General features: G+C 64.7%; 18 protein-coding genes. 16 read left to right on the top strand and 2 right to left on the bottom strand.

The genetic code is table 11. The annotated features are described in order from the left end of the window. Nucleotides 1-683 precede the first annotated feature (683 nt). The 13 genes from pyrR (at nucleotide 684) to AAZQ98_RS05885 (ending at nucleotide 15214) form a co-directional block, all read left to right on the top strand. Entirely contained in the window at nucleotides 684-1253 is a 570-nt protein-coding gene (pyrR, locus tag AAZQ98_RS05945) for a bifunctional pyr operon transcriptional regulator/uracil phosphoribosyltransferase PyrR (RefSeq protein WP_105658359.1), read from the top strand. Continuing rightward, nucleotides 1250-2212: an aspartate carbamoyltransferase catalytic subunit gene (locus AAZQ98_RS05940; protein WP_105658303.1), complete on the top strand. Its 963-nt coding sequence runs from the start codon at nucleotides 1250-1252 to the stop codon at nucleotides 2210-2212. The genes pyrR and AAZQ98_RS05940 overlap by 4 nt, the downstream gene beginning before the upstream one ends. A gap of 11 nt (nucleotides 2213-2223) precedes the next feature. Next, nucleotides 2224-3528: a dihydroorotase gene (locus AAZQ98_RS05935; RefSeq protein ID WP_434690534.1), complete on the top strand. Its 1305-nt coding sequence runs from the start codon at nucleotides 2224-2226 to the stop codon at nucleotides 3526-3528. Continuing rightward, nucleotides 3521-4027: a hypothetical protein gene (locus AAZQ98_RS05930; RefSeq protein WP_105658305.1), complete on the top strand. Its 507-nt coding sequence runs from the start codon at nucleotides 3521-3523 to the stop codon at nucleotides 4025-4027. The genes AAZQ98_RS05935 and AAZQ98_RS05930 overlap by 8 nt, the downstream gene beginning before the upstream one ends. Then, nucleotides 4028-5197 (top strand): glutamine-hydrolyzing carbamoyl-phosphate synthase small subunit, encoded by a 1170-nt coding sequence (gene carA / locus AAZQ98_RS05925; protein ID WP_133833339.1) that lies wholly within the window; start codon nucleotides 4028-4030, stop codon nucleotides 5195-5197. It abuts the gene before it with no gap. Further along, nucleotides 5197-8475: a carbamoyl-phosphate synthase large subunit gene (gene carB / locus AAZQ98_RS05920; RefSeq protein ID WP_133833340.1), complete on the top strand. Its 3279-nt coding sequence runs from the start codon at nucleotides 5197-5199 to the stop codon at nucleotides 8473-8475. The genes carA and carB overlap by 1 nt, the downstream gene beginning before the upstream one ends. After that, complete coding sequence (gene pyrF / locus AAZQ98_RS05915) at nucleotides 8468-9310, top strand: orotidine-5'-phosphate decarboxylase (protein ID WP_434690531.1); 843 nt, start codon at nucleotides 8468-8470, stop codon at nucleotides 9308-9310. The genes carB and pyrF overlap by 8 nt, the downstream gene beginning before the upstream one ends. 147 nt (nucleotides 9311-9457) lie before the next feature. Further along, nucleotides 9458-9793 carry an integration host factor, actinobacterial type gene (gene mihF, locus AAZQ98_RS05910; RefSeq protein WP_013349055.1) on the top strand — a complete coding sequence of 112 codons (336 nt, stop codon included), beginning with the start codon at nucleotides 9458-9460 and terminating at the stop codon, nucleotides 9791-9793. Between the two features lie 3 nt (nucleotides 9794-9796). Further along, nucleotides 9797-10363, top strand: a complete 567-nt coding sequence (gmk, locus tag AAZQ98_RS05905) for a guanylate kinase (protein WP_105658309.1) — start codon at nucleotides 9797-9799, stop codon at nucleotides 10361-10363. Between the two features lie 8 nt (nucleotides 10364-10371). Continuing rightward, nucleotides 10372-10632 carry a DNA-directed RNA polymerase subunit omega gene (gene rpoZ / locus AAZQ98_RS05900; protein WP_286134300.1) on the top strand — a complete coding sequence of 87 codons (261 nt, stop codon included), beginning with the start codon at nucleotides 10372-10374 and terminating at the stop codon, nucleotides 10630-10632. A 102-nt stretch (nucleotides 10633-10734) separates the two neighbouring features. After that, entirely contained in the window at nucleotides 10735-11961 is a 1227-nt protein-coding gene (gene coaBC / locus AAZQ98_RS05895; protein ID WP_434690527.1) for a bifunctional phosphopantothenoylcysteine decarboxylase/phosphopantothenate--cysteine ligase CoaBC, read from the top strand. A gap of 76 nt (nucleotides 11962-12037) precedes the next feature. Next, nucleotides 12038-13243, top strand: a complete 1206-nt coding sequence (gene metK, locus AAZQ98_RS05890; protein ID WP_105658312.1) for a methionine adenosyltransferase — start codon at nucleotides 12038-12040, stop codon at nucleotides 13241-13243. Nucleotides 13244-13252: 9 nt separating this feature from the next. Continuing rightward, on the top strand, nucleotides 13253-15214 hold the full coding sequence (locus tag AAZQ98_RS05885) for a primosomal protein PriA (protein ID WP_434690523.1): 1962 nt from the start codon (nucleotides 13253-13255) through the stop codon (nucleotides 15212-15214). Here AAZQ98_RS05885 and AAZQ98_RS05880 read toward each other — a convergent pair. Both AAZQ98_RS05880 and AAZQ98_RS05875 read right to left on the bottom strand, forming a co-directional pair. After that, on the bottom strand, nucleotides 15211-16107 hold the full coding sequence (locus tag AAZQ98_RS05880; RefSeq protein ID WP_434690521.1) for an alpha/beta fold hydrolase: 897 nt from the start codon (nucleotides 16105-16107) through the stop codon (nucleotides 15211-15213). The genes AAZQ98_RS05885 and AAZQ98_RS05880 overlap by 4 nt on opposite strands. 10 nt (nucleotides 16108-16117) lie before the next feature. Next, nucleotides 16118-17125, bottom strand: coding sequence for a sugar-binding transcriptional regulator (locus AAZQ98_RS05875; RefSeq protein ID WP_332486174.1), 1008 nt, complete (start codon nucleotides 17123-17125; stop codon nucleotides 16118-16120). A 106-nt stretch (nucleotides 17126-17231) separates the two neighbouring features. Between AAZQ98_RS05875 and AAZQ98_RS05870 the strand changes: the two genes are divergently transcribed. Genes AAZQ98_RS05870 through glpK form a run of 3 tightly spaced genes read left to right on the top strand, consistent with a single transcriptional unit; the run spans nucleotide 17232 to nucleotide 21237 of the window. Continuing rightward, nucleotides 17232-18911: an FAD-dependent oxidoreductase gene (locus AAZQ98_RS05870; RefSeq protein ID WP_434690518.1), complete on the top strand. Its 1680-nt coding sequence runs from the start codon at nucleotides 17232-17234 to the stop codon at nucleotides 18909-18911. A gap of 59 nt (nucleotides 18912-18970) precedes the next feature. Beyond that, complete coding sequence (locus tag AAZQ98_RS05865; RefSeq protein WP_434690515.1) at nucleotides 18971-19699, top strand: MIP/aquaporin family protein; 729 nt, start codon at nucleotides 18971-18973, stop codon at nucleotides 19697-19699. Between the two features lie 17 nt (nucleotides 19700-19716). Then, on the top strand, nucleotides 19717-21237 hold the full coding sequence (glpK, locus tag AAZQ98_RS05860) for a glycerol kinase GlpK (RefSeq protein WP_105658318.1): 1521 nt from the start codon (nucleotides 19717-19719) through the stop codon (nucleotides 21235-21237). Nucleotides 21238-21246 lie beyond the last annotated feature (9 nt).

The following is a 21246-nucleotide window of genomic DNA, read 5'->3' as shown; positions in this document are numbered from 1 at the left end:
TTCCGAGCCCGGGCCGGAACCCCTTTCAGGGGGTTCCGGCCCGGGCTTTTTTGCGTTAAGCCGTTGCCTGTCGCGGCTCGGCCCCGGGCAGGATCCCGGCGAAGCAGGCGGAGCGGGCCACCTGCACGGCAACCGGCTGGCCACGGGCTCGAATGCCGGGGGCTGGATGCTTTGCTGCTGTCCACGCGCTCGGTTCTGCTTTCCACGCTCGGACTGCTTGTCCTGCCGCACCATCCGGGTGTAGCTGAACGGAACTGGCGTACCTGGATCTCCCGGGCTGATCCGGCGGGCAGGAACTCGGGTCCGCCGGGACCCGAGTTCGACGGAGCGGCGCAAATCCTGGATGAGCAGTACGCGCGGCATAGCGGGCCTGCGGATCTGCCGCGCGAAAGCCTTGCCCGGGCGCGCGGGCCGATCATGCACCAGGAATCCCGGGCCCACGCCACTTCGCGGGTGTGTCGATCGCAACACATCTGCTCGCGGGGCCAGGGCCAACTGCAGGGATCTGCGTGGTTCTGCCGGTCGCACGAAGCCGCCGGCCGATCGCTGTGACCGATCCCATGCCCTATTCAGTGTCATGCATAGGTTTCCGCTAGGGAATCAGCTCCCGCTCGTGATAATTTGAGTTAGCAATATTCCTTTAAATCCCGTCCCGTGAGGCGGAGAAGGGAGAGGTGCACAGCATGAATGAAAATTCAGTGCCAGATGCTGCCCGCACGGTATTAACCGGCGACGACATCGAACGTGTGCTCACTCGCGTAGCCTTCGAGATCATCGAGGCCAACAAGGGCACCGACGACCTGGTGCTCCTGGGCATTCCCAGCCGGGGTTTCCCGCTGGCACAGCGGCTGGCAGCGCGAATCGCTGCTACCGCCCCGGGCAACCTGGACCCGGCATCCCTGGTAGGCCAGCTCGATATCACCATGTACCGTGATGATCTGCGTCACTCCACCACCCGCACCCCGTCGCCGACGCGCCTGCCAGCAGGCGGCATCGAAGGCAAGGTCGTGGTCCTGGTTGACGACGTCCTGTACTCCGGTCGCACCATCCGCGCCGCCCTGGATGCCCTGGCAGACTGGGGCCGCCCCCGCATCGTGCGGCTGGCCGTCCTGGTTGACCGCGGGCATCGGGAACTGCCGATCCGCGCCGATCATGTGGGCAAGAACCTGCCGACAGCCAAGAGCGAAAAGGTGCGCGTGCACTTGGCGGAAATCGATGGGAAAAACGAAGTCGTGATCGAGGGCGCCGCGTGAAACACCTGCTATCCACCGCGGACCTGACCCGCGAAGAAGCCATCGCCATCCTTGATATTGCCGAAGAGATGCGCGAGTCCTCGACCCGTGCCATCAAGAAGCTTCCGGCCCTGCGCGGTCGCACCGTGGTGAACCTCTTCTTCGAGGACTCCACCCGCACCCGGATTTCCTTCGAGGCCGCCGCCAAGCGATTGAGCGCGGACGTCATCAATTTCTCGGCCAAGGGCTCGAGCGTTTCCAAGGGCGAGTCCCTGAAGGATACCGCCCAGACCCTGTTGGCCATTGGTGCCGACGCAGTGGTCATCCGCCACCCGGATTCCGGCGCCCCGGCCCGGCTAGCGGCCACGGACTGGATTGGCCTGCCCATCGTCAATGCAGGCGACGGCACGCACGAGCATCCCACCCAGGCGCTGCTGGACGCATTCACCCTGCGCCGCCAGGTGGCATTGCGCGATGGCACCAGCCCGGCAGGCCGCGGCCTGGACGGACTGAAGGTCGCGATCGTCGGGGATATCCTGCATTCGCGCGTGGCCCGCTCCAACCTGTGGCTGCTGAACACCCTCGGTGCCGAAGTGACGATGGTGGCCCCTCCGACCCTGCTGCCTTTCGGCGCCGGCTCCTGGCCCTGCGCCATCAGCTACGACCTGGATGCAGTGATCGCCTCGGGCGTTGACGCGCTGATGATGCTGCGCGTGCAGGGCGAGCGCATGAACGCCGCGTACTTCCCGAACCCCCGCGAATACTCGCGCTACTGGGGACTGGACGATGCACGCCTGGCACAGTTGGACGCCTCGGGCGCCGAAACCCTGATCATGCACCCGGGCCCGATGAACCGCGGCCTGGAAATCTCCTCGGCTGCCGCGGATTCGCCACGCTCCACCGTGCTCGACCAGGTCACCAATGGCGTGGCCGTGCGCATGGCCAGCCTCTACATGCTCCTCTCCGGCGACCTGATCTGAAGGAAGAACCCATGAACTACTTGATCCAGCAGGCCTCCATCCTCGGCGGCGAACCAACCGACGTGCTCATCGTCGACGGCAAGATCGCGCAGATCGGCAGCATTGAAGCCACCGACCAGCATCAGGTGATTGACGCGAAGAATCTCGTGCTCTTGCCCGGGCTGGTCGACACCCACACCCACCTGCGCGAACCAGGCCGCGAAGATGCTGAAACCGTGGAAACCGGTTCGCAGGCAGCAGCCCTGGGCGGCTACACCGCCGTGCATGCCATGGCCAACTCCACCCCGGTAGCCGATACCGCCGGCGTCGTCGAGCAGGTCTACGAACTGGGCCGCAAGGCAGGCTGGGTGGATGTCCGCCCGGTCGGCGCGGTGACCGTCGGGTTGGCCGGCAAGCAGCTGAGCGAAATCGGCGCAATGGCCGATTCCCGTGCCCAGGTGAAGATGTTCTCCGATGACGGCATCTGCGTCTGGGATCCGCTGCTGATGCGCCGCGCCCTGGAATACGTGAAGGCCTTCGACGGGGTCGTCGCCCAGCACGCCCAGGAACCGCGCCTGACCGAAGGCGCCCAGATGAACGAGGGCGAAGTCTCCGCCATCCTGGGCATGCCCGGCTGGCCAGCGGTCGCCGAGGAATCGATCATCGCCCGCGATGTGCTCTTGGCCGAGCACGTCGGCGCCCGCCTGCACGTGTGCCATGTGTCCACGGCCGGCTCGGTGGAGATCATCCGCTGGGCCAAGGCCCGCGGCATCCAGGTCACCGCGGAGGTCACCCCGCACCACCTGCTGCTCACCGATGAGAAGGTGCGCACCTACGACCCGGTCTTCAAGGTCAACCCGCCGCTGCGCCGCGAAGAAGACGTGATGGCGTTGCGCGCGGGCGTTGCCGACGGCACCATCGACGTGATCGGCACCGACCACGCCCCGCACCCCTCCGAGGCCAAGGACTGCGAGTGGGGAGCGGCCGCCATGGGCATGACCGGACTGGAGACCGCGCTGTCCATCGTGCAGCACACGCTGGTGGACACCGGGCTGATGGGCTGGGAGGGCGTGGCCCGCATTACCTCGCAGGTGCCCGCGCAGATCGGCCGCGTTGCCGACCAGGGCCGCCCGATCGCCATCGGCGAGCCTGCCAACCTGGTGCTGGTCGATCCTGCAGCCCGCTGGATCGTCGACCCTACCGCCATGGCCACCAAGGGGCGCAACTCGCCGTTCGCCGGCATGGAGCTGCCCGGATCGGTGCGCGCCACCTTCTTCCACGGCCATGCCACCGTGCTCGATGGCCAGCTGGCTACCCCGAGGACGGCCAATGCCTGAGGGAGCCCTGACCCCGTTGATCTGGACGATTGTCGCGATCGTCGCAGGCGTGGGCCTGATCCTTTTCGGCTGGCGGAACCTCAAGGCCCGGCAGTCAGCGATTCCCGAGCCCTTCGAGGACTTCGCCGATGAGGTGGAGCACCATTTCGCGGGCATGTACGTGGTCACCACCCGGTTCGACGACTGGCTGGCGCGCATCGCGGTCCATGAGCTCGGAGTGCGCACCAACGCCACCTTGGAACTGGGACGCGAAGGGCTGCACCTGATCCGTTCCGGAGCGCGCGACGTGCACATCCCGTGGGAGCACTACGAGGACGTGAAGCGCAGCAACGGGATGATCGGCAAGGTCGTGGAGAAGAACGGCCTGATCGTCATCACCTGGAACAAGGACGGCTTCACCTTCGACACCGGATTCCGTCCCCGCTACCACGAGGACACCCCAAAGATCTATCAGTTGCTGGCGTCGCACAACGACGTAAGCCGAGCAGGAGACAAATAAGTGAATTCCCTGAGCAACCTACCAGCCGTGTTGGTACTTGAAGATGGCCGCATCTTCCGCGGGCGCAGCTATGGCGCCGTGGGCACCACCCTGGGTGAAGCAGTGTTCACCACCGGCATGACCGGCTACCAGGAAACCCTGACTGACCCGTCCTACGCGCACCAGATCATCGTGCAGACCTTCCCGCACATCGGCAACACCGGCGTGAACTCGCAAGATCCGGAATCCACCCGCATGTGGGCTGCCGGCTACGTGGTGCGCGACGCCGCCCGCCGGCCAAGCAACTGGCGCAGCGAGCGCACCCTTGATGCAGATCTGGTCGAGTACGGCATCGTGGGCATCCAGGGCGTGGACACCCGCGCGCTGACCCGCCACCTGCGCGACGCCGGCGCGATGAAGTCCGGCATCTTCTCCGGCGATGACGCCGCGAAGACCGACGCCGAGCTGGTGGCCCTGGTCAAGGCGCAGCCGTCGATGGCCGGCCGCAACATCTCCGCCGAGGTTTCGGTGGACACCGCCTACATCGTCGAGCCAGCCGACCACGGCTACGACGGCGAGGCCAAGCACACCGTGGCCGCGATCGACCTGGGCATGAAGTCGATGACCCCGCACCGCCTGGCCGAGCGCGGCCTGCGCGTGCACGTGCTGCCGTACAACGCCACCCTGGAAGATATCAAGGCCACCGGCGCTAACGGCGTGTTCTTCTCCAACGGCCCCGGCGACCCTGCTACCGCCACCGCCCAGGTGGAACTGGTCCGTTCGGTGCTCGACGCCGGCATCCCGTACTTCGGCATCTGCTTCGGCAACCAGATCCTGGGCCGCGCGCTGGGCTTCGACACCTACAAGCTGCGCTTCGGCCACCGCGGAATCAACCAGCCGGTGATGGACAAGGCCACCGGCCGCGTGGAGATCACCAGCCAGAACCACGGCTTCGCCGTCGACGCGCCCATCGAGGGCGCCGTCACCGCACCGGTCGAACGCTTCGGCAAGGTCGAGGTCTCGCACTATTCGCTGAACGACCACGTGGTCGAAGGCCTGAGCTGCCTGGACATCCCGGCCTTCTCCGTGCAGTACCACCCAGAGGCAGCATCCGGCCCCCACGATGCCGCCTACCTCTTTGACCGCTTCATGACCGCGTTGGATTCCGCCGCAGAAAAGGACAGCAAGTAATGCCTAAGCGCACCGATCTGAAATCAGTTCTCGTTATCGGTTCGGGTCCGATCGTCATCGGCCAGGCCGCTGAGTTCGACTACTCCGGCACCCAGGCACTGCGTGTGCTCAAGGAGGAGGGCCTGCGGGTCATCCTGGTCAACTCCAACCCGGCCACCATCATGACCGACCCGGAATTCGCCGACGCCACCTACGTGGAGCCGATCACCCCCGAGGTCGTCGAGAAGATCATCGCCAAGGAACGCCCGGATGCGATCCTGCCGACCCTGGGCGGGCAGACCGCGCTGAACACCGCCATCGCCCTGGACAAGTCCGGTGCCTTGGAGAAGTACGACGTCGAGCTGATCGGCGCGAACATCGAAGCCATCGAGCTGGGCGAGGACCGCGAGAAGTTCAAGGGCGTCGTGGAGCGCTGCGGCGCCGAATCGGCCCGCTCGGTCATCGTGCACACCCTGGACGAGGCCTTCGCCGCCGTCGAGGAGCTGAACTACCCGGTGGTCGTGCGCCCGTCGTTCACCATGGGCGGCCTGGGCTCGGGCATGGCCTACAACCCGGAGGACCTGCGCCGCATCGCGGGCGCCGGCCTGCAGTACTCGCCAACCACCGAGGTGCTCCTGGAGGAGTCCATCCTGGGCTGGAAGGAGTACGAGCTGGAGATGATGCGCGACAAGAACGACAACGTCGTGGTCGTCTGCTCCATCGAGAACTTCGATCCGGTCGGCGTGCACACCGGCGACTCGATCACCGTCGCCCCGGCCATGACGCTGACCGACCGCGAATACCAGAAGCTGCGCGACATCTCGATCGCGGTCATCCGCGAAGTCGGCGTGGACACCGGCGGCTGCAACATCCAGTTCGCCATCGAGCCTGACACCGGCCGCGTCGTGGTCATCGAGATGAACCCGCGCGTCTCGCGCTCCTCGGCACTGGCCTCCAAGGCCACCGGCTTCGCGATCGCGAAGATCGCCACCAAGCTGGCCGTGGGCTACACCCTGGATGAGATCCCGAACGACATCACCCAGAAGACCCCGGCTTCCTTCGAACCGGCCCTGGACTACGTGGTCGTGAAGGTCCCGCGCTTCGCCTTCGAGAAGTTCCCGGCAGCGGACAAGACCCTGACCACCACCATGAAGTCGGTCGGCGAAGCGATGGCCCTGGGCCGCAACTTCACCGAAGCGCTGCAAAAGGCGCTGCGCTCCCTGGAGCAGAAGGGCTCCGAGCTGTCCTTCGAGCCGATCCCGGAATCCGAGCACGAGGCCGTGCTGGCCTCGATCGTCAAGGGCTCGACCGAGCGCCTGTCGCTGGTCCAGCGCCTGCTGTTCTCCGGCGTATCCATCGAGAAGCTGTTCGAGACCACTGCGATCGACCCGTGGTACCTGGACCAGCTGCAGCTGATCAACGAGGTCGCGCAGCTGGTGGCGGCGAACAAGCACCTGCCGGAGCACGTGCTGCGCGAAGCCAAGCGCCACGGCTTCTCCGATGTCCAGCTCGCCCAGCTCACCGGCAAGGCCGAATCGGTCATCCGCGGCATCCGCCATGCCCTGGGCGTGCGCCCGGTCTACAAGACCGTGGACACCTGCGCCGCCGAATTCGAGGCCTTCACCCCGTACATGTACTCCTCGTACGACGAAGAGACCGAGCTGGAGCGCCACGAGAAGAAGTCGGTCATCATCCTGGGCTCGGGCCCGAACCGCATCGGCCAGGGCATCGAGTTCGACTACTCCTGCGTCCACGCGGTGATGGCGCTGCGCGCCGAGGGCTACGAGACCGTCATGGTCAACTGCAACCCCGAGACCGTCTCCACCGACTACGACATCTCCGACCGCCTCTACTTCGAGCCGCTGACCCTGGAAGATGTCCTGGAGGTCATCCACGCTGAAGAGGAAACCGGCGGCGTGCTGGGCGTGTTCGTCCAGCTTGGCGGCCAGACTCCGCTGAAGCTCGCCGCCGAGCTGAAGGCTGCCGGCGTGCCGATCCTGGGCACCTCGCCCGAGGCCATCGACCTGGCCGAGCACCGCGGCGCCTTCCAGCAGGTACTGGATAACGCCGGGCTGGTAGCGCCGAAGAACGGCACCGCGGTGTCCTTCGCCGATGCCAAGACCATCGCCGACTCCATCGGCTACCCGGTACTGGTTCGCCCTTCCTACGTGCTGGGCGGACGCGGCATGGAGATCGTGTACGACGAGGCCAACCTCGAGCGCTACATCACCAACGCGACCGAAATCACCGTGGACCACCCGGTACTGGTGGACCGCTTCCTGGAAGACGCCATCGAGATCGATGTCGACGCCCTGTTCGACGGCACCGACCTGTACGTCGGCGGCATCATGGAGCACATCGAGGAAGCCGGCATCCACTCCGGGGACTCGGCCTGCACCCTGCCTCCGATCACCCTGGGCGCCGACGTGCGCGACCGCGTTGCCGCGGCAACCCGTGCGATCGCCGAAGGCGTGGGCGTGCGTGGCCTGATCAACATCCAGTTCGCCCTGGCCAGCGACATCCTGTACGTCATCGAAGCGAATCCGCGTGCATCGCGCACCGTGCCATTCACCTCGAAGGCTACCGGCGTGCAGCTGTCCAAGGTCGCCGCGCTGATCGGCGTGGGCCGGACCCTGGCCGAGATGCGCGGCAGCTACCTGCCAGCATCCGGCGATGGCGCGCACCTGCCTGAATCGGCGGCGATCGCCGTCAAGGAAGCAGTCATGCCGTTCGCCCGCTTCCGCACCCCGGAGGGCAAGGTCGTCGACTCGCTGCTCGGCCCAGAGATGCGTTCCACCGGCGAAGTCATGGGCATCGACAAGTACTTCGACACCGCTTTCGCCAAGTCGCAGGCCGCAGCGAACAACCCGCTGCCAACCGGCGGCAAGGTCTTCGTCTCGGTCACCAACCGCGACAAGCGCTCGATCGTCCTGCCGGTCAAGCACCTTGCTGACCAGGGCTTCGAGATCATCTCCACCGGCGGCACCGCAGAAGTGCTGCGCCGCAACGGCATCCCGACCCAGGTGGTCGGCAAGCTGCACGAAGGCGGGGAGTCCATTGTCGATTTGATCGTAGCCGGCCAGATCGGCCTGATCCTGAACACCCCGTCGGGCTCGGATGCACGTGGCGATGGCTACGAGATCCGCGCCGCCGCGACGTCTGTCGGCACCCCGGTCATCACCACCGTGGCGGAGTTCAACGCTTCGGTCCAGGCGATCGATGCCCTGCGCGAGTACGAGTGGGATGTCACCAGCTTGCAGGTGCACGACGCCAACCTGAACGCAGCGCGCAATGCCTGAGCCGATCCCATTCGGTCAGCGGCTTCGTTCAGCCATGCAGGCTTCCGGCCCGCTGTGCGTGGGGATTGATCCCCACCCGGCGCTGCTGGAAGCCTGGGGGCTGGAGAATACGGCCGAGGGCGTGCGATCTTTCTCACTGACCGTCGTGGAAGCGATGGCCGGTGCGGCGGCAATCCTCAAGCCCCAAGTGGCTCTGTACGAGCGCTTCGGGTCCAAGGGATTTGCCGCATTGGAAGAAACCTTGAGTGCTGCGAAGTCCGCTGGACTGCTCACGCTGGCCGACGCCAAGCGCGGGGATATCGGTTCGACCATGGCAGCGTACGCGAGCGCATGGCTCGATGATGCTTCTCCGCTGGCTGCAGATGCTGTGACTTTGAGCCCGTACCTGGGGTATGAATCGCTGCGTCCGGCACTGGATTTGGCTGCTGGAACCGGCAGGGGAGTGTTCGTTCTCGGACTGACTTCCAACCCCGAGGGGCCATCGGTACAGCACGTAGGCGGAGAAAACTCGGTTGCTAAATCAATTATTGACCAAGTCACTGCGGATAATGCATACGCAGGAGATTTAGGACATGTCGGGCTGGTTGTCGGTGCGACCATCGGGGATGCACCGTCCAAGCTCGGAATCGATCTGGCAGCTTCCAAGGCTCCGCTGCTCACACCAGGGCTCGGCGCCCAGGGTGCCACGGCCGCGGATATTGCCAAGTCATTCGCCTCAAGCTACGGCCAGGTACTGGGCACGAGCAGCAGGGACATCCTCAAAGCGGGGCCGGATAAGGCCGCTCTCAGGGAAAAAGCCCTGCGGGTTAGGGACGAATTGCTGGCAGCTCGCTAGCAAAAAATTCGAATAAGTGACATAGGCGCGTTGTGGCTATTAGAGTTTCTAGTAGCCACAACGCGTTTAGTCTTGCAAAAGCAGCGTTAGCTCGCTATGTTTCTCAACATAAGCCTTAGTCCACTACAACTGAAGGATGGCTGAACGATGGTACTGCGAGAACTCTCTGACGAAGATCGTATCCGCGCCCGCGCCAAGGCACTCGCCGCACGCACTCGTCGTGCAGAAATCAAGGCCGAGTTCAGTGCCGGCAAAATTTCCATCACCGAGGTACTAGACTTGGTATACGAAGATGAAGCCGTGGGACGCATGCGTGTCATGGACCTTCTGGAATCGGTACCGGGCGTAGGTGAAGTACGCGCGGCAAATTTGCTGGAGCGACTTGGCATTTCCCCTTCCCGCCGTCTGCGCGGACTGGGACGCAAGCAGCGCACTGCAATCACCGAGCACTTCAAGCAAAGCCCGCCAAAAACGAAAGTGTAGTCAATGACCGCTGCGTCGGTAACTGTTCTAGCCGGCCCCACGGCAGTAGGCAAGGGCACCGTCTCTACCTACATCCGCGATAACTATCCAGATGTCTGGCTTTCGGTGTCCGCAACGACCCGCAACGCCCGGCCAGGGGAGCAGGATGGAGTCCACTACTTCTTCGTGGGCCCCGAACGCTTCCAATCCCTGGTCGAGGAAGGCCAGATGCTGGAATGGGCTGTTGTCCATGGCCAGAACAGCTACGGCACGATTCGATCGACGGTTGAAGATGCAGTGGCAGATGGCAAGAAGGTTCTGCTGGAAATCGATCTGCAAGGTGCGCGCCAGGTCAAGGAGTCGATGCCCGAGGCAAAATTCGTCTTCTTGGCACCGCCATCATGGGAGGAATTGGTGCGCCGCCTTGTGGGACGCGGCACTGAAACGGCCGAGGAACAGCAGCGCCGCCTGGAAACCGCTAAACTAGAACTTGCAGCGGAATCTGAATTCGACGTGACCATCGTCAACGACGATGTCGCACGTGCCGCCGAAGAGCTTGTAGCCCTCATGGGGCTAAAGAACGACAAATAGGGAGTCCTGTGTCCAACCCAGAGGGAATCATTAACCCATCGATCGACTCGTTGCTTGAGACCAACGACTCGAAGTACGCCATTGTGCTGAACTCGGCCAAGCGTGCACGCCAGATCAACGCCTACTACGCGCAGCTGAACGAAGGCCTGTTCGAGTACGTAGGCCCACTGGTGGAAACCAAGCTGAACGAGAAGCCGCTGACCATCGCCTTGCGCGAGCTGGACGATAACCTGCTGAAGGTAACCGCAGCCGAGGTCATCGAAGACTAATCGAAAAGTCGGCGCCCCTGAGCGGGCGCCTTCTTTTTCGTTAAGCTCCTTTTTCTCCCGCCCCCACCTCATTGCCGCACCGAATCCTCGAGGAAGTACTTCGTGAAGCGAATTGTCCTAGGCGTTTCCGCTGGTATCGCCGCCTACAAGTCCGTACTCCTGCTGCGCTTGCTGCGCGAAGCCGGGCACCACGTCGACGTGATCCCCACCCGGAACGTCGCCAACTTCGTGGGCAACGCCACCTGGGAGGCCCTGTCCGGAAATCCGGTCACCTCGAACGTGTTCGACTCCGTGGATTCGGTCAATCACGTGCGCCTGGGCCAGCAGGCCGATCTGGTGATGGTCGTGCCGGCCACCGCGGACGTCTTAGCCAAGGCCGCTGCGGGATTGGCTGACGACCTGCTCACCGGAACCCTGCTGGCCACGCGGGCGCCGGTAGTGATGGCCCCGGCCATGCACACCGAAATGTGGCAGCATCCGGCCACTGCCGCGAATGTGCAGACGCTGCGGGATCGCGGCGTGCGGGTGATCGAACCCGCTTCCGGGCGGCTGACCGGCAAGGACTCGGGACCGGGCCGGCTTCCAGAACCCGATGAAATTTTCGCCGCAATCCAGGACCTGCTCACCGAACCGGTGCTGGCCGGAGCCAAGGTGCTGATCACCGCCGGCGGCACCCGTGAACCGCTGGACCCGGTGCGCTTCCTGGGTAACCGCTCCTCGGGCCGCCAGGGTGTCGCGCTGGCACAGGCCGCCCGAGATGCCGGGGCCGAGGTCACGCTGATCGCCACCCACCTGGAAGTGCCCGCGCCGCATGGCGTGCGGCTGGTGCACGCCTCCAGCGCACTGGAGCTGCGCGAGGCGGTCTTCGACTGCGCCGAGGGCCAAGACGTGCTGATCATGAATGCCGCGGTCGCCGATTTCCGCCCGGCAAGAATCGAGAACTCGAAGATCAAGAAGCGCGATGAGCATTCGGCGCCGGTCATCGAACTGGTACGCAACCCGGACATCCTCGCCGAGCTGGTCGCCGCGCGTGGACAGAATCCGCAACTGCCGCCGTTCATTGCCGGTTTTGCCGCCGAGACCGGCGATGAGCAGGGGACCGTGCTGGAGTACGGCCAGGCCAAGCTGAACCGCAAGGGCTGCGAAATGCTCGTGGTCAACGAGGTGGGCGCATCCCTGACCTTCGGGCAGGAAACCAATAGCATCCAGGTTCTTTTCGCCGATGGCGCCGACCCGGTGCAGGCCTCGGGCAGCAAGCTCGAGGTGGCCCGCGTGGTCATCGAACAGATTTCGAATGCAACAAAAAGTCATGCAGCTGTAACAAAGTGAGTGGCGCCATACGGCGCTTGTTCACGAAACGTACCAGATCTGCTTACCGGTCCCAGAGACCAGATAGAGTTATACGGTGACTTCAACAACCCCTGAACTTCGTCTTTTCACCTCGGAATCCGTGACCGAGGGCCACCCGGACAAGATTTGCGACCAGATTTCCGACGCGATCCTCGACGCCATGCTGGCGCAGGATCCGGACTCGAAGGTCGCCGTCGAGACCCTGACCACCACCGGGCTGGTGCACGTTGCCGGCGAGGTGACCACCAATGGCTACGTGGAGATCCCGGAGATCGTCCGCAAGACCATCCTGGACATCGGCTACGACTCCTCGGCCAACGGCTTCGACGGTGCGCGCTGCGGCGTGTCCGTGTCGATCGGCCAGCAGTCCCAGGAGATCCACGACGGCGTCTTCAACTCGCTGGAGTCGCGCGAAGGCACGGCCAAGGATCCCCGCGACATGCAGGGTGCCGGCGACCAGGGCCTGATGTTCGGCTACGCCTCGGATGAGACCGACTCGCTGATGCCGACCCCGATTTTCCTGGCGCACCGCCTGTCCGAGCGCCTGACCCAGGTCCGCAAGAACGGCCGCATGCCGCTGCTGCGCCCGGATGGCAAGACCCAGGTCACCATCGGCTACGACGGCGACAAGCCGGTCTCCGTGGACACCGTGGTCGTCTCCAGCCAGCACGCCGCCGAATACGAGCTGGCGACCCTGAAGGCCGACCTGCACGAAGAGGTTGTCACCCCGATCCTGGAGCGTTCGGGACTGGACATCTCGAACACCAAGATCATCCTGAACCCATCGGGCCCGTTCATCATCGGCGGCCCGGTCGGCGATGCCGGGCTGACCGGCCGCAAGATCATCGTGGACACCTACGGCGGCTTCGCCCGCCACGGCGGAGGCGCCTTCTCGGGCAAGGACCCTTCGAAGGTCGACCGCTCGGCTGCCTACGCGATGCGCTGGGTGGCCAAGAACGTGGTCGCCGCCGGCCTGGCACGCCGTGCCGAGGTCCAGGTGGCCTACGCGATCGGCGTGGCCCGTCCGGTGGGCCTGTACGTGGAGACCTTCGGCACTGAAACCGTTGATCCGGCCAAGATCACCAAGGCCATCAACGAGGTATTCGACCTGCGCCCGCTGGGCATCATCGAAGACCTGGACTTGAAGCGCCCGATCTACCGCAAGACCGCTGCCCACGGCCACTTCGGCCGCGAGGACAACGACTTCACCTGGGAGAAGCTGGACCGCGTCGAGGCCCTGCGCAGCTGGTTCAACGCCTAGGACCTGAGCGTGCAGCAAGACGCCCTCATCTCAGCACCCGAGCCGGCCCGCCTCAAGCGGGTTGCCCGGGTGCTGATTGATTCTTCCGTCCCGCATCTGGACCGCTTCTTCGATTACGAGATTCCTCCCTCGATGGCCCAGGATGCCGTGGCGGGGGTGCGCGTGAAGGTGCCCTTCGGGCCGCAGCTGCTCTCCGGATTCATCGTTGAGGTGCTCGAGGACCACGCCCCGGAGATGAAGCTGCGGCCGCTGGCCAAGCTGGTCAGCACCCAGGTGGCGCTGTACCCGGAAATCGTGGCCGCCGCGCAGGAGATCGCGACCCGCTATGCCGGAACCCTGTGGGATGTGGTGCGTCTTGCGGTGCCCGCCCGCGCGGCCAAAGTCGAACAAGAGGAATTGGCCACCGTCGCGCCGTTGCTGCCCGACGCCCCGAACCAGCTCTCCCGCTACGAGCACGGCGCCCAAGCGCTTGACGCCTGGGGAAGCGGCGAAACCCTGCGCGCCGTTGCCACCTGGGTGCCGAATTTCCACGGTGCCTGGCCAGGGTTCTTGATGGATGCGGCCCGCCCGGTGCTTGAGCGCGGCAAGCGCGTGCTGCTGATCGTGCCCGACGCGCGCGACCTGCGGCTGCTGGGTGGCTATCTCGATGAGCACTTCGGCGCCGAATCCTATGCGCGGCTGCAGGCCGACGACGGGCCGACTCCGCGCTACCGCAACTTCCTGCGTGCCATCGGGGGGCATGTGCAGATTGTCATCGGCACCCGTTCGGCGGCGCTATGCCACGTGCCCGGGCTGGAACTGATGATCGTGTGGCAGGACGCGGACCAGTCGCACCGCGAACAGCGCGCACCCTACCAGCACAGCCGCGAGGTGGCGTTGCTGCGCAGCCAGCAGGCAGGCATCTCCCTGCTGATCGCATCGCCATCGCGCTCGGTCGAAGCCCAGCGCCTGGTGGCGACCGGCTGGGCCACCGAACTGAAGGTTCCCCGCGACCTGCTGCGTGCGCAAACCGCCCGCATTGTGGCCACCACCAATGATTTCGAGCTCGAGCGCGACCCGGTGCTCGCCCGGGCCCGCATCCCTTCGCTGGCCTGGCGGGAAGCTACCAAAGCGCTGGAATCCGGCCCGGTGCTGGTGCAAGTGGCGCGCACCGGGTTCATGCCGGCGCTGGCCTGCCAGGACTGCCGGACCCCGGCGCGCTGCACTGCCTGCCAAGGACCGCTGCACATCGCCGGCAAGGGCTCGCATGTGGCTTGCCGCTGGTGCGGCGAGCAGTACCACGACTACCGGTGCGTGCACTGCGCCTCACCGAGGATCCGGGCCGCCAGCATCGGCGCCGACCGCACCGCCGAAGAACTCGGGCTGGCCTTCCCCAAGGTCAGCGTTATTTCTTCCACCGGAGCAAAGCCCGTGGACAAGATTCCCGGCAAACCGGCGCTGGTGGTCGCTACGCCAGGGGTCGAACCATTTGCCGAATCCGGCTACGCCGCGGTCCTGCTGCTCGATGCCGACAAGATGATGGCCCACGATTCGCTGCGCAACCCCGAAGAAGTCATCTCCCGCTGGTTCACCGCTGCTTCCATGGCGCGTGCCGACGGGGTAGTGGTGCTCACCGGCAATCCGAGCCCCGCCGGGGCCGCGCTGGTGCGCTACGACCCGGCGAGCTTTGCCGAACGCGAATTGGCCGAGCGCCGCGAGGTGGGGTTGCCTCCGGCAGTGCGCAGCGCGGTGATTTCGGGCCTGGGCGCCGAACGACTGGTCGCGAACCTGGATCCGCAGACCCGGCAGTGCGTGCAAATCCACGGCCCGACGGTGATAGACGGGCCTCCGGCCCAGCACCGCTACGTGCTCTTCTTCTCCTACGCCGACGGGCCGGCGGTGACCAAGGCCCTGCGCCAACTGCGCGCGAGCATGTCCGCGGCCAAGGACCCGGTCGTGAATATCGCTATCGACCCGGACGACGCGCTCTAGGAGCCGTCCGCGGGATCCTCGTCCTGGCCGGCCGCCAGCAGCTGCAGGAAGCCATCGATGGCGGCGGCGGTTTCGGGAGCCTTCTCGTAGTGGATCAAGTGCCCGACGTTCTCGAGCATGACCAGTTGGGCGTTGGCGAAGCTGGCCCGCAGCGCCTCCTGCGTCTGCGCTGTGCCCAGTTCGTCTTGCAGGCCGCCGACCATCAGCGTCGGCAAGCCCAGCGCAGGGGAGTAGTCCCCGACCGTTGCGCTGACCGAGGCGCGGTACGACTGGGCCAAGGTGGCCCGCGAGTGGAAGCCGCCGAAGTAGGCGCGGTGCTGCTCGCGCACGTAGCGGCGGATTTCCGGGTCCCTGCTCTTGGTCATCACCAGGCTCATGGCATCGCTGAACAGCCTGGAACGCAGCAGCGGTTCGCCGATGCGGGCCGGAAGCTTGGCGCACACCTCGTAGTAGCCGCTGGTGAGCTTGGCCAGCAGCGCCTGGTCGGACTCCAACGCCGGCTCGGAGATCGGATTCAGCAATACCAGCGAGGCAAAGCCGCGGACGGTGGCCAGCTTGGCGGCCACGATCGAGCCGAAGGAATGCCCCAGCAGGTGCACGGAGGATTCCAGCTGCAGCTCTTCGGCCAGCTGATTGAGCACCGCAGCGTACCCCTCGACGTCATGGGGCAGATCCGCCATCGAGGTCGAAGTGCCAAAGCCTGGAAGATCGGGAACGATCACCGTGTAGTGCTCCAGGTGCGAGACGATGCGCGCCAGCCCGTGGTGGTCTCCGCGGAAACCGTGCACGGCGTAGATCACCCCGCGGGAGGGGTGCTGGGCCGGGTGGGTGTAGACCCGGATCTCGGCACCGTTCAAATGGTGGGTGGTCACTAGCTGCTGTCGTGGGGCCATGGCTTTAACCCTACCCGTCCAGCAGCGCCAGGGCGGTGCCTTCGTCGATCACCAGATCGGTGATCAGCCCGCCTTTGAGCGCACCGCGCACGGCTTGGAGCTTGCCGCGGCCGGCGACCACGCAGAAACGGGTCGGCACCTTGCGAAGGGCATCGAGGTTCGGGCCGGTGGAGCGGGCATTAAGCGAAATGTTCGAGCTGTTCCCGTCCTTGTCGAAGAACACCGTGGCCACGTCGCCGACCACGCCGATCTCGTTGAGCTCTTGGGTTTCCGCCTTGGTCAGGTAGCCGCCGCGGTAGACCTGCGAAGCCACGGCGGAGCCGGCCGAGCCCAGGGAGAACACCGCGAGACTCATCTCCTTCTGCACCTGCAGCACCCGGCGGATCGATGTTTCCTCCCACATTGCGTCGCGGGTGGAGGCCCGGTCGAAGAAGGCCGGGACCGGGAACTGCTCGGTGCGGGCGGTGAAGGCTTGGCCGAAACGCGTGAGGATGTCGCTGGCATAGCGCACGCCGCTGGTCACCGGATTAGCCGCTCCATTGAGCTGCACGATCTTCGTGTCATGGGTCGGGTGGGAGCCCAATGCCGTGGACACCGACTGCATGGTCGACCCCCAGGCAACACCCACCGTCATCGAGGAGGAAACCATGCCGCCGAGCAGGTAGGCCGCGTGCGCAGAGACTCGGGCCAGCAGCTCGGAGTCATCCATGTTGCCGTCGGTGGGTACGACGTTGAAGCTGATCCCGTAGTGCTCGGAGAGCTGGTTTCCCAGCAGCGCCGACATGTTGGCGCTGGGGGAGATGCTGATCGAAACCATGCCGGTGCGCTTGGCATGGGTGAGCAACCGGGAGACCGTGGACCGCGAGGTGCCCAGCTCCTTGGCGATCACTTCCATCTTCATATCCTGAAGGTAATACAGCTGGGCGGCGCGCAGCGCATCCTTGGCCTTGGGGGTGCTGTGCACAGATGTGCCAGTCGTTGCCCGCTTGTAGGTGCCCCCGGACGAGGATTTCATCATGATTCAGACCACTTCTGCACGTTTGTGCATTTTGTTTGACCGCTTTGCCGTTCAGTAACAAGACTAGCTTCAGACTCATTCAATATTTACATAAGGGGCACAAATCGTGATTCGGGAACAGCTAGCCAAACTGCGCGAACGTCCGCAGGCGCAGGTTCTGGTTGTTGGCGGTGGCATCAACGGCGTAGCGACCTTCCGCTACCTTGCCATGCAGGGGATTGATGTAGCCCTGATCGAGCGCGGCGATTACTGCCAGGGCGCTTCGGGTGCCAGCTCGCACATGATCCATGGCGGAATCCGCTATCTGGAGAACGGCGAGTTCCGCCTGGTTCACGAGTCGGTGCAGGAGCGCAACTCGCTGCTGGAGATCGCTCCGCACTACGTGAAGCCGCTGCAGACCACCATTCCCATCTTCTCCACCTTCTCCGGCATCCTCAGCGCACCGATGCGCTTCCTGTCCCACAAGTCGGGCAAGCCAACCGAACGCGGGGCGGCGCTGATCAAGGCCGGGTTGATCATGTACGACGTGTTCGCAGGGATCGGCGGACGCAACACCCCTTGGCATAACTTCAAGGCAGGCAAGGCTGCCCGCCAGGATCTGCCGGCACTGCGCGATGACGTCAAGTACACCGCCACCTATTTCGACGCCTCGGTGCACAACCCCGAGCGGCTGACCCTGGATGTGCTGCGTGAAGGCCTGAACGCCAACGACGAGGCCCGCGCCAGCAACTACGTTGAGCTGGCCGGCGTCGACGGCGGCACCGCGAAGCTGCGCGATATGCTCTCCGGCGAAGAATTCGACTTCGACGCCGATGTCATCATCAACGCCACTGGCGCGTGGGTGGATCTGACCAACAAGGACCTGGGCCGCGATACCAAGTGGACCGGCGGCACCAAGGGTTCGCACATCGTGCTGGATCACCCGGAACTGCTCGCCGCTACCGGAGGCCGCGAAATCTTCTTCGAGCATGAAGACGGCCGAATCGTGCTCATCTACCCGATGCTCGGCCGCGTGCTGGTCGGCACCACCGACCTCGAGCACGACATGAACGAGCCAGCGGTATGCACCGACGAGGAAGTCGACTACTTCTTCGAGCTGGTCCACCACGTCTTCCCGGGCATCAAGGCCACCAGGGAACAGATCGTCTACAAGTTCTCCGGCGTGCGCCCCCTGCCCAGCCATGACGACACCGCGCCAGGCTTCGTATCCCGCGATTACCAGGTCAAGGAAACCCGCCTGACCGACGCGACCACCATGCTCTCGCTGATCGGCGGCAAGTGGACCACCTTCCGCGCACTGAGCGAGAACCTCGGCGGCAAGGCCCTGGAATTCCTCGGCGCCCGTGAAGTGAAGTCCACCGCCGGCGTTGCCATCGGTGGCGGAAAGAACTTCCCGGCCAACGAGGGCGAACTCGCCGCTTGGTATGCTGCGCGCGAGTCCAAGGCCGGCCGCGAACGCTTGCGCGTGCTGCTCGAACGCTACGGCACCGGAGCCGATGCCCTGCTGGAGATCATCGGCGGCAACGAAACCATGCTGGAGCACACCAACGAGCTGTCCTGCCAGGAGTTGGCCTACATGGCGAACCATGAGCAGGTGGGCCGGTTGATCGATGTCTTCATCCGCCGCACCAACCTGGCCTTCCGCGGCCTGGTCACGAAGGATTTGGTAATCGAGGCAGCTAATTGCCTTGCAGAGCCGATGGGATGGGACCAGTCCCAGACCCAAGCCGAGATCGACCATTCGGTCTCGGTACTCGCAGAAGCCCACGGAGTCACCCTGGTCTAACCTGCATCCAGGCCGGCGGCAAGGCGCCGCTGGCACTCGAAACCACTAAGAGGTCAACGTTGTCCACTCACGTGTTTCTCGCCGAATTAGCCGGCACTTTCATTCTCCTGCTGATGGGCGGCGGCGTCTGCGCGAACGTCGCCCTGAAAGGCACCCTCGGCAGCGCCGCGGGCTGGGTAGCCATCAGCTTCGGCTGGGGCCTGGGCGTCTATTGCGGCGTCTGGATAGCTGGGATCTCCGGAGCCCACCTGAACCCGGCAGTCACCCTGGGTCTGCTGGTCAACCCGGACGTTGCCGAGTACGCCCCCGGCGTCGCCAAGACCATGGCCACTACGCTGCTCTACTTCGCGGCGCAGTTCATTGGCGCCTTCCTGGGTGCCGTGGGCACCTGGCTGTCCTACAAGAAGCACCTGGATGATCCGCAGAACGCGGGCACGCAGCTGGGCGTCTTCGCCACCGGACCGGCCATCCGCTCCTACGGCTGGAACCTGGTCTCGGAAATCTTCGGCACCTTCGTCCTGGTGTTCGTGATCGCCGGCCTGGGCCACACTCCTAACGAGCTTGGCCCGCTGGCTGTCGGCCTGCTGGTTGTTGCCATCGGCCTGTCCCTGGGTGGTGCCACCGGCTACGCCATCAACCCGTTCCGCGACCTCGGTCCACGTATTGCCCACGCCATCCTGCCGATCAAGGGCAAGGGCTCCTCCGACTGGTCCTACTCGTGGGTTCCGTTGGCTGGTCCAGCCATCGGCGGTATCCTTGGCGGACTTGCCGCCGCGCCAATGTTCTAGAAAGAGAGCAGTGAATCATGAGTGAAAAATTCGTCATCGCCATTGACCAAGGCACGACCAGCTCCCGTGCGATTGTCTTCACGCACGCCGGTGAGGTGCATTCGGTAGGCCAGAAGGAACACGAGCAGATCTTCCCGGCTGCCGGATGGGTCGAGCACGATCCAGCCGAAATCTGGAGCAACGTGCGCGAAGTGATCGGCCAGGCCCTGTCCAAGGCCAACCTGACCCGCCACGACATCGAGGTCGTCGGCATCACCAACCAGCGTGAAACCGCGGTGGTGTGGGATAAGAACACCGGCGAAGCCGTCTACAACGCGATCGTCTGGCAGGACACCCGTACCCAGGACATCGTCGACGAACTGGCAGCCGATGGCGGCCTGGAACGCTATAAGCAGACCGTTGGCCTGCCCCTGGCGACCTACTTCTCCGGCACCAAGATCAAGTGGATCCTGGACAATGTCGAAGGTGCCCGGGAGCGTGCCGAAGCAGGCGACCTGCTCTTCGGCACCACCGACAGCTGGGTGCTGTGGAACCTGACCGGCGGCGTGGACGGCGGCGTGCACGTCACCGACGTGACCAACGCATCGCGTACCCTGTTCATGGACCTCAAGACCCTGGACTGGGACGAGAAGATCCTGGCTGACTTCGGCGTGCCGCGCTCGATGATGCCGCAGATCCGCTCTTCTTCGGAGGTCTACGGCTCCGTGCACACCAACCAGCTGCTGCGCGAGGTGCCCGTTGCAGGCATCCTGGGCGACCAGCAGGCGGCGACCTTCGGCCAGGCGGCCTTCACCGCAGGTACCGCGAAGAACACCTACGGCACCGGTTGCTTCCTGATCTTCAACACCGGCACGGAGATCGTGAATTCGACCAACGGCCTGCTGACCACCATGGCCTACAAGCTGGGCGAGAACGCACCGGTGTACGCCTTGGAAGGTTCCATTGCCGTGGCCGGGTCGTTGATCCAGTGGCTGCGCGACAATATCGGCATGATCGCTACCGCTCCGGAGATCGAGGAACTGGCAGCCAAGGTGGAGGACAACGGCGGCGTGTACATCGTTCCGGCCTTCTCCGGGTTGTTCGCACCATATTGGCGCTCGGATGCCCGTGGCGCGATCGTGGGCTTGACCCGCTATGCGAACAAGAACCACATCGCCCGTGCGGCTCTGGAGTCCACCGCATTCCAGACTCGCGAAGTCCTGGATGCAGTCAACGCCGACGCAGAGGTTCCGCTCACCGAACTGAAGGTCGACGGCGGCATGGTGGCCAACGAAGCCCTGATGCAGTTCCAGGCAGACATCCTCGGCGTGCCAGTGGTTCGCCCGAAGGTCACCGAGACCACCGCACTGGGTGCAGCCTACGCTGCTGGGCTGGCCGTTGGCTTCTGGAAGGACCTGGGCGAACTGGAAGACAATTGGGCCGAGGACAAGCGCTGGGAGCCAACCATGGATGAGGCTACGCGTGAGCGCAGCTTGCGCCTGTGGAAAAAGGCTGTCACCCGCACCTTCGACTGGGTCGACGAAGATACCAAGGCCTAAGCGCAACCG

The organism is Glutamicibacter sp. Je.9.36, assembly GCF_051129975.1.
Classification (GTDB): domain Bacteria; phylum Actinomycetota; class Actinomycetes; order Actinomycetales; family Micrococcaceae; genus Glutamicibacter.
This window is presented reverse-complemented; position numbering and strand designations above follow the sequence as displayed.

What these genes read in the sequence shown, in the direction of transcription:
- AAZQ98_RS05875 (WP_332486174.1), bottom strand. Translation starts at nt 17,125, where the DNA reads ATGATGAAATCCTCGTCCGGGGGCACCTACAAGCGGGCAACGACTGGC.
- carB (WP_133833340.1), top strand. Translation starts at nt 5,197, where the DNA reads ATGCCTAAGCGCACCGATCTGAAATCAGTTCTCGTTATCGGTTCGGGT.
- mihF (WP_013349055.1), top strand. Translation starts at nt 9,458, where the DNA reads ATGGTACTGCGAGAACTCTCTGACGAAGATCGTATCCGCGCCCGCGCC.
- AAZQ98_RS05880 (WP_434690521.1), bottom strand. Translation starts at nt 16,107, where the DNA reads ATGGCCCCACGACAGCAGCTAGTGACCACCCACCATTTGAACGGTGCC.
- pyrR (WP_105658359.1), top strand. Translation starts at nt 684, where the DNA reads ATGAATGAAAATTCAGTGCCAGATGCTGCCCGCACGGTATTAACCGGC.
- AAZQ98_RS05935 (WP_434690534.1), top strand. Translation starts at nt 2,224, where the DNA reads ATGAACTACTTGATCCAGCAGGCCTCCATCCTCGGCGGCGAACCAACC.
- AAZQ98_RS05930 (WP_105658305.1), top strand. Translation starts at nt 3,521, where the DNA reads ATGCCTGAGGGAGCCCTGACCCCGTTGATCTGGACGATTGTCGCGATC.
- glpK (WP_105658318.1), top strand. Translation starts at nt 19,717, where the DNA reads ATGAGTGAAAAATTCGTCATCGCCATTGACCAAGGCACGACCAGCTCC.
- pyrF (WP_434690531.1), top strand. Translation starts at nt 8,468, where the DNA reads ATGCCTGAGCCGATCCCATTCGGTCAGCGGCTTCGTTCAGCCATGCAG.
- gmk (WP_105658309.1), top strand. Translation starts at nt 9,797, where the DNA reads ATGACCGCTGCGTCGGTAACTGTTCTAGCCGGCCCCACGGCAGTAGGC.